This window comes from bacterium (assembly GCA_030654305.1).
Classification (GTDB): Bacteria; Krumholzibacteriota; Krumholzibacteriia; order LZORAL124-64-63; family LZORAL124-64-63; genus PNOJ01.
Map to the genome: position 1 here is coordinate 1 of JAURXS010000298.1, position 6,428 is coordinate 6,428.

The following is a 6,428-nucleotide window of genomic DNA, read 5'->3' on the forward strand; positions in this document are numbered from 1 at the left end:
TGCCGTGGTCGACGTGGGCGATGATCGCGACGTTGCGGATCTCCATCATTCTTCTCCTGGATCTGCGTTCGCCGGCATCACGCGCGCTCCGGCCGGGCCCGGCGCCGTGGTTCGTCGTGCGGGGGATCGCGGGTCGGCACCTCGACGTCGCCGGCGGCCGTCAGGCGGTGCGCGGACAGGCAGGCCGCCCGAATCATGTCGAACCGGACCGGTCCGGTCAAGCCGGACGCCGCCCCGTCCCCGAAAGAGAACGACCTCGCGGCGCCGTCGCGGCGGGCGGTTCGGGGTCGGATCGGCCGATTCCCCCTCCGTACGGCAGGATAAGCGTGAAATGGACTTTTCGCCCCTCGGGAGACATTCATGGACAACTTCCGAGGGCTGTCCTATCCTTGGCAAGGCTCCCACACCTTGGCCCCGGGGTGCGACCGTGCAGCTGAACGTCCGCGACGTCGCCAAACTCCTGAGCGTCTCCGAGAAGACCATCTACCGCTGGATCCGCGATGGCCACATCCCGGCCTACCGCTTCCAGGACCAGTACCGGTTCAGCCGCACCGAACTGCTGGAGTGGGCTACGGCGCGCCGCATCGGGATCCGGCCCGACATCATCCACGACACCGCCGAAGAGTCCTCGTCCCCGCTCCGGCTCGCCGACGCGCTCACCGAGGGCGGGATCCACTACCGCATCTCCGGGCGCACGCGCGAGGAGGTCCTGCGCGCGGCCGTGGCGGCGATGACCTTCCCCGAAGGAGCCGACCGCGAGACCGTCCTGAGCCTGTTCATGGCCCGCGAAGAGCTCGCCTCGACCGCCATCGGCGACGGCGTCGCCGTCCCGCACGTGCGCAGCCCGATCGTGCTGCAGGTCGAGCGGCCGCTCGTCTTCCTCTGCCTGCTCGAAGCGCCGGTGGAATTCGGCGCCCTCGACGGGCTGCCGGTCCACGCCCTGTTCTTCCTGGTCTGCCCCACGGTGCGCTCGCACCTGCGCCTGCTGTCGCGCCTGGCGTTCTGCCTGCGCGATCCCGCCTTCCGCGACGCGGTGCGCCGTCCCGGCGTGCGCGAGGAGATCCTCGCGGAGATGCGGCGCGTGGAGGACTCCCTCGCGGAAACGCCGACGCCATGACGCTCCTGCTGGCCGCGCTGGGGCTGCTCGTCGCCGGCGGGGCCGCCTCGCTCCTGTGCCGGCGGTCGCACCGCGCCGCGAACCTGATCGGCGCGGGCAGCGCGGCCGCGGCCTGCGCGCTGGGGCTCGTGCCGGCCGTGACGGGCCTGGTCGGCGGCGGCGCGCGGCTGGAGTCGGCGTGGTCGGTCCCCGGCGGCTCCCTCGCGCTCGCGATCGACCCGCTCTCCGCGTTCTTCCTGGTGCCGCTGTTCGGTTTGTGCGGGCTCGCCGCCGTCTACGGCGCCGGGTACTTGAGCCGCGCGCCCGGCGGCCGCTCCCCCGGACCGCCGTGGTTTTATTTCAGCTGGCTGGTCGCCGGGATGGTCGTCGTGGTCACGGCGCGCAACGCGGTCCTGTTCCTGGTGGCGTGGGAGGTCATGTCGCTCGCGTCGTACTTCCTCGTCACGCGCGACGACGAGAGGGAAGACGTGCGCGAGGCCGGCTGGACCTACCTGGTCGCGACCCACTTCGGCAACGCCTGCCTGATCGCCCTATTCGCCCTGCTGGGCCCGCGGTCCCTCGACTTCGCCGACTTCGGCCCCGCCTCGCACGCCGGTCTGCTGTTCGTGCTGGCCCTGATCGGGTTCGGCACGAAGGCCGGCTTCATGCCCCTGCACGTCTGGCTGCCGGAGGCGCACCCGGCGGCGCCGAGCCACGTCTCGGCCGTGATGTCGGGCGTCATGATCAAGATGGGGATCTACGGGTTGCTGCGCACGCTGACCTGGCTGGGCCCGCCGCCGCTCTGGTGGGGCGGACTCCTGATCGGCGCGGGGGCGGCCTCGGGCGTCGTCGCTGTCATGTTCGCCTTGGCCCAGCGCGACCTCAAGCGCGTGCTGGCCTACAGCAGCGTGGAGAACACCTCGATCATCGCCCTGGGCCTCGGGGTCGGGCTGGTCGGGCTGCACGACGGCACGCCGGGCGTGGCCATCCTCGGCATCGCGGGCGCGCTGCTGCACGTCTGGACCCACGCGCTCGGCAAGGGCCTGCTGTTCCTGGGCGCGGGCGCGGTGCTGCACGCGACCGGCACCCGGGACCTGGACCGGCTCGGCGGCCTGTCCCGCGCCATGCCGCTGACCTCGGCGACCTTCCTGGTCGGCGCGGCGGCGATCGCCGGCCTGCCGCCGCTGAGCGGCTTCTTCAGCGAGTTCCTGATCCTGTACGGCGCCGTCCAGCACGCCGGGCTGCACAGCCTGGCCGCCATGGTCGGGCTGGCGCTGATGAGCGGCCTGGCCGCCGCCGCCTTCGTGCGCGCGTTCGGCGGCGTCTTCCTCGGCGTCGCGCGCGACGACGGCGTGCGCGGCGCGCACGACCCGGGCGCGGCCATGCGGGCGCCGATGGCGATCCTGGCGCCGGCGCTGCTGGTCCTCGGCCTGGCGACGCCGGTGCTGCTGCCCGCCCTGACGCCGGTGGTGGAGCAGGTCGGCGGCCTGCCGGCGCGACGGGTGCTCGAAGCCGCGACGGCGCCCCTCGCGGTCGTGGTGCTCGGCTCGGTCATCCTGATCGCGCTCGTCGCCCTGATCGCCGGCCTGCGCCGGCTGCTGCTGGCGGGGCGGACGGTGGGCGCGGCCGTGACCTGGGACTGCGGCTACGCGCACCCGGCGCCGCGGATGCAGTACACCGCCTCGTCGTTCGCGCAGCCGCTGACCGACCTGTTCGGCCCCGTGCTGCGGGCGCGGCGGACCGGTGACGCGCCCCGCGGCCTCTTCCCGGAAGCGGCCGCCTTCGCGACCCGGACGCCGGACGTCGTCCGCGAGGCCGCGTGGCGGCCGCTCTTCGACCTCGTGTCCGGCGCGCTGCACGCCATGCACCGCCTGCAGCACGGCCGGCTGCACCTCTACGTCATCTCCATCGCGCTGACGCTGGTGGTCCTGCTGCTCTGGAGGCTGTCGTGAGCGGCTACGCCGGACTCCTCGCCGCGCTGCTCCTGGCGCCCCTGCTGCCCGGGGTGATCAACCGGACGAAGTCGTTCTTCGCCGGCCGCCGCGGCCCGCCGCTGCTGCAAGCCTACTTCGACCTGGCCAAGCTCCTGCGCAAGGGCGCGGTCTACAGCACGACGACGACCTGGCTGTTCCGGGCCGGGCCGGTCGTCGGGCTCGCGGCCATGCTCGTGGCCAGCGCGCTCGCGCCGTTCGGGGGCGTCAGCGCCCCGCTGGCCTTCGCGGGCGACTTCCTGTTCTTCGCCGGGCTGCTGGGCGTGACCCGCTTCATGACGATGCTGGCCGCGCTCGACACCGGCTCGAGCTTCGAGGGGATGGGGGCCAGCCGCGAGGCGCAGTTCGCCGCGCTGGCGGAGCCGGCCTTCCTGCTCGGGCTGACGGCCGTCGCCTGGAAGACCGGCGGGCTCTCGCTGTCGGGCATGCTCGGGACCAACTCGTTCGCGACCTGGAGCGGGGCCGCGGCGCCGCTGGCGCTGGTCTGCGTGTCGCTGCTGGTCGTCTTCCTGGCGGAGAACGCGCGCATCCCGGTGGACGACCCCAACACCCACCTCGAGCTGACGATGATCCACGAGGTCATGGTCCTCGACCACGGCGGCCCCGACCTCGCCCTGATCCAGTACGCGGCCGCGCTGAAGCTGTGGGTGCTCGGGTCGCTCGTCGTGGGCATCGCGCTGCCCGTGCGCAGCCTGGCGCACGGCTGGGCGTTCGCGGCCTCGGTGGCGGGCATGCTCGGGCTCTGCGTGGTCGTGGGCGTCGTGGAGTCGTGCCTGGCGCGGCTGCGGCTGACCCGGGTGCCCCAACTGCTGCTGGGAGCGGGCGTGCTGTCGCTCCTGGCGCTCTTCATCGGACTGAAATGAACAGCTGGATCGACGCGGACCTGGTGCTGATCACGCTGACGAGCCTCGTGCTCCTCGGCGCGAGCCGGCTGGGCACGAGCATCCGCATGGTGGCCCTGCAGGGGATCCTGCTGAGCCCGTTGCCGCTGCTCCTCGCGGGGCAATCCGGCTTCGGGCCGCGCGCCGCCATGCTGGCGGTCGCGACCGTGCTGATCAAGGGCCTCGGCTTCCCGTGGCTGATGGCCCGGGCCGTCCGCGGCGGCTCGCAGAGGCGGGAGATGGACCCGCGCATCGGCTACAACGCCTCGCTGCTGGCGGGGGTGCTGCTGATGGTCGTCGCGTTCCTGCTGAGCAGCCGTCTGCCGCTGCCGCCCGGGGAGGGGACCCCGCTCGTGCTGCCCGCGGCGCTGTTCAACATCCTGGCCGGGATGTTCGTCATCGCGAGCCGGCGCCAGGCGATCACGCAGGTGCTCGGCTACCTCGTGATGGAGAACGGCATCTACGTGTTCGGCGTCGGGATCGCCAGCCACCAGCCGCTGCTGGTCGAGCTGGGCATCCTGCTCGACGTGTTCGCCGCCGTGTTCGTCATGGGCATCGTCATCTTCCACATGGGCCGCGAGCTCGACCACACCGACACCGACCGCATGACCCTGCTCAACGACTGGGAGAAGGAGTGACGGCCTCGTGATCGGCACCCTCATCATCGTCCCGGCGCTCGCCGGCGCGCTCAGCTTCGGGCTGCGGTCCAACCGCGCCCGCCGCGCGTTGCTCGTCGCGACGGCCGCGACCCACGCGGCGCTGGCCGTCGCCGCCTGGCGCGGCTCGCCCGAGCCGACCCTCTACGACTGGCTGGCGCTGGACGACCTCGGGCGCCTCTTCCTCGGCCTCACCAGCCTGCTGTTCCTGGTCACGGCCGTGTACGCCGTCGGCTACCTCGCCCGCGAGAAGGGCCGGACCGCCGGCGACCGCGGGGAGGATTTCCTGTTCCGGAACATCCCCGAGGCGGTGTTCACCGGCTGCCTGCTGCTCTTCCTGTCCGCGATGACGCTCGTGATCACGAGCCGCCACCTCGGGCTGCTCTGGGCGGGCGTCGAGGCGACCACGCTCGCGAGCGCGCCGCTCATCCACTTCCACCGCCACCGGCGCTCGCTGGAGGCGACCTGGAAGTACCTGGTCCTCTGCTCGCTCGGCATCGCGGTGGCGCTGCTGGGGAGCTTTTTCCTCTCGGTCGCGCTGCGGGAGACCTCGTCGTCGTCGTCGCTCGTGCTCGACGACCTGCTGCGCCGGGCGCCGGCGGCCGACGTGCCCTGGCTGCGCGCCGCGTTCATCTGCCTGCTCGTCGGCTACGGCACCAAGATGGGCCTGGCGCCGCTGCACAACTGGCTGCCGGACGCCCACAGCGAGGCCCCGTCGGTCGTCTCCGCGCTGCTGTCGGGCGCGCTGCTGAACTGCGCCTTCCTGGCCATCCTGCGCGTGCTGCAGGTCTGCCTGGCGGCCGGGCAGGGCGAGTTCGCGCGCGAGATGCTGCTGTGGTTCGGCCTGTTCTCGATGGCCACGGCGGCCGTGTTCCTGGTGCGCCAGCCCGACTACAAGCGCCTGCTGGCCTACTCGAGCGTCGAGCACATGGGCATCCTGGCCGTCGGCGTCGGGCTCGGCGGGCTCGGCAACTACGGCGCGCTGCTCCACGCCGTCAGCCACTCGCTCACCAAGGGGATGCTGTTCCTCGTCGCCGGGAACATCCTGACCGCCTACCAGACCAAGGCGGCCGGCGAGGTGCGCGGCCTCCTGCGCGGGCTGCCGGCCTCGGGGATCCTCTGGACGGCCGGCTTCCTCGCCATCGCGGGCTCGCCGCCGTTCGGCACCTTCCTGAGCGAGTTCACGATCGTCCGCGCGGCGCTGGGCCTGGGCCGGCCGGTCGTGGCGGGCGCGATGCTGCTGCTGCTCGGGGTGATCTTCGCCGGCATGTCGCGGACGATGCTGGCGATGGCACACGGCGAAGCGGCGACGAAGCATCCCGCGGAGCCGTTCCTGGCCGTGGCCCCCCCCGTCGTCCTGGCGGCGCTGGTCCTGCTGCTCGGCCTCTTCATCCCGCCACCGCTTGAGACGACGCTGCGCCTGGCCGCCCGCGCCCTAGGGGTGCCGTCATGATATGGGGTGCCGTCATGATGGGGGTGCCCTCATGATGCCGATCGCCAACGGCGGACGGGTCGCCCTGCGCGAGGTGCCGCAACTCCCGGTCGAACGCTTCCGGGAGGAGATCGTCGCGGCGGTCGGCCGCGGCGGCCGCCTCTCCGCGTTCTTCGGCCGGCCCGACGGCGACGGGACGCTGCTGCTGGCGCTGCTCTCCTCGAGCGAGAGGAGCGGACTCGCCGCCGTGTCGGCCCGGGTGGGCGACGCCTACCCCGCCCTGACGCCGGACTGCCCGCAGGCGCACTGGTTCGAGCGGGAGATCCACGAGAGCTGCGGCGTGGCGCCCCTGGGGCACCCGTGGCTCAAGCC

The 6,428-nt window shown here is 72.8% G+C and carries 6 protein-coding genes; all 6 read left to right on the forward strand.

From position 1 onward, the window contains the following. Nucleotides 1-427 precede the first annotated feature (427 nt). The gene (locus tag Q7W29_08540) at nt 428-1,117 is read left to right on the forward strand and encodes a PTS sugar transporter subunit IIA (protein ID MDO9171865.1); all 690 of its coding nucleotides are present in this window, start codon (nt 428-430) and stop codon (nt 1,115-1,117) included. Further along, complete coding sequence (locus Q7W29_08545; GenBank protein ID MDO9171866.1) at nt 1,114-3,048, forward strand: proton-conducting transporter membrane subunit; 1,935 nt, start codon at nt 1,114-1,116, stop codon at nt 3,046-3,048. Before Q7W29_08540 ends, Q7W29_08545 begins: the two co-directional genes overlap by 4 nt. Next, the gene (locus tag Q7W29_08550; protein ID MDO9171867.1) at nt 3,045-3,950 is read left to right on the forward strand and encodes an NADH-quinone oxidoreductase subunit H; all 906 of its coding nucleotides are present in this window, start codon (nt 3,045-3,047) and stop codon (nt 3,948-3,950) included. Before Q7W29_08545 ends, Q7W29_08550 begins: the two co-directional genes overlap by 4 nt. Continuing rightward, nucleotides 3,947-4,606 (forward strand): hydrogenase, encoded by a 660-nt coding sequence (locus Q7W29_08555; protein ID MDO9171868.1) that lies wholly within the window; start codon nt 3,947-3,949, stop codon nt 4,604-4,606. The genes Q7W29_08550 and Q7W29_08555 overlap by 4 nt, the downstream gene beginning before the upstream one ends. Nucleotides 4,607-4,613: 7 nt before the next feature. Further along, nucleotides 4,614-6,077 (forward strand): proton-conducting transporter membrane subunit, encoded by a 1,464-nt coding sequence (locus Q7W29_08560; protein MDO9171869.1) that lies wholly within the window; start codon nt 4,614-4,616, stop codon nt 6,075-6,077. Between the two features lie 31 nt (nt 6,078-6,108). Further along, nucleotides 6,109-6,428, forward strand: a 320-nt coding sequence (locus Q7W29_08565; protein MDO9171870.1) for an NADH-quinone oxidoreductase subunit C, incomplete at its 3' end; no start/stop codon positions are given.